Origin of the sequence: Flavobacterium caeni (assembly GCF_900101895.1) — a bacterium.
GTDB classification, from domain to species: Bacteria; Bacteroidota; Bacteroidia; order Flavobacteriales; family Flavobacteriaceae; genus Flavobacterium; species Flavobacterium caeni.
The window spans coordinates 1-1,407 of sequence record NZ_FMVF01000067.1; the positions used below are offsets into that span (position 1 = coordinate 1).

At 35.3% G+C, this 1,407-nt stretch carries 2 protein-coding genes; both read right to left on the reverse strand.

Annotation, left to right across the window (positions count from 1 at the left end):
* Positions 1-220: 220 nt before the first annotated feature.
* Positions 221-676: a hypothetical protein gene (locus BLP55_RS16555; protein ID WP_211516852.1), complete on the reverse strand. Its 456-nt coding sequence runs from the start codon at positions 674-676 to the stop codon at positions 221-223.
* 179 nt (positions 677-855) lie between these two features.
* Positions 856-1,290 (reverse strand): exodeoxyribonuclease X C-terminal domain-containing protein, encoded by a 435-nt coding sequence (locus BLP55_RS17235; RefSeq protein ID WP_091147521.1) that lies wholly within the window; start codon positions 1,288-1,290, stop codon positions 856-858.
* Positions 1,291-1,407 lie beyond the last annotated feature (117 nt).

The following is a 1,407-nucleotide window of genomic DNA, read 5'->3' on the forward strand; positions in this document are numbered from 1 at the left end:
GTAAATTCTTAAGATCCTTTTCGAATCATGATAGTTGACGGATGCTGTGGTATGTGGAAGCCAGGGCGCGAGCATAACGTTAGGCCGCTTCACGCGGTTGCGGACCAAAGCGGACTGAGTTCTCTCTGCCGAAGATAAAACAATGTACGTGAAACCGCAACTTCCGGCTACCTAAAACCCCCGCAATCGCTTGAAACGGCGGTTAGCCGACGGTTGATAGTTAATTGTTTTCTACAACTTTTATCAATTTTATTTTCTCATTTTCTGTTTTAAATAAGTAAGATAAGGTTTTATTACTTTTTTTGTCGCTAATAACTTCTCCGACGAAATATTCATTTTCTATAATTGTGAAATAGAAAGTGATTTTAGATTTATTTGCATTACCTAAACTTTTTAATCCTTTTTTTTCTAAGCCAGAGAAAAGATCCGATATATTTTCAACAGGTTTGCAACAAGTAATTTCATCACTAAACGTTTTGCAAAATGCGCAAATTGGATATAAGCCGTCCGCAACACTGATTTTATCTTTGTATTGATAATCTTCAAGATATTTAGTGTAATTCGAATTTTTCTTTATGACAGAAATAGCTTCTTGATAAACATTATAATCATTTGTTTGAGAAAAACTTAAAGTATTCCAAAGGATGAATGTAAATATTGCTATGGATAATTTCATGTGGTTTTCTTTAGGTTCGCGAGCACAACTGTTGGCTAACGTTTCGCCGGTAAGCGAAGTCGCTGACAAAGCGAACTGAGTTTTCTCTACCAAGATAAAACTTTCTTCGTGAAAATAAAATGCCAGCCCAGCAGATTCTCAGCGATTTCGTCTTACCGGCTGTTGGTGGCAGTTCGTTCTTAGTCTAAATTCCAATATACATCTCGCATTGTTTCTGGATCATCAGTTCCAGCTGCATCTGAAAGCCAATTATCATAATTATAATGATCGCTATCATCATACTCTTCTTCGTATTCAGTTTCTCTTGCGACTTGTAATTCAAATTGCTCAGTTTTGTCATTATGAATTTTTAAAAGGCTTTCATAAAATAATTTTAGCTTTTCTAAAATTTCAAGTTCGTATTTCTGAATGGTAGAATTTTTAAATTTCTTCTCAAGAAACTTATATTCTTTTACAAGCGTAATATTTTCAAAAATTTCATCTTTTACACAAAACCATTCAACGTTTTTTAGACACCAATGTATGTAATTCATATTGTGTTCTGAAATACTTTTCAGCGTTTCACCTTTGAATTTCCCAAATTCAAATTCTGAATTCCAATCGTACAATTTCATATCTATCGTTTTAGAATTGCCACCAACGTTTGGCCGCTAGCCGCCGTTGCGGATCAGAGCGGACTGAGTTCTCTCTGCCGAAGATAATGTTTCTTCGTGAAATGGAAACTTCCGGCC

Bases quoted from the DNA above. Each gene is read 5' to 3' on its own strand.
- BLP55_RS17235 (WP_091147521.1), bottom strand. From the start codon at position 1,290: ATGAAATTGTACGATTGGAATTCAGAATTTGAATTTGGGAAATTCAAA.
- BLP55_RS16555 (WP_211516852.1), bottom strand. From the start codon at position 676: ATGAAATTATCCATAGCAATATTTACATTCATCCTTTGGAATACTTTA.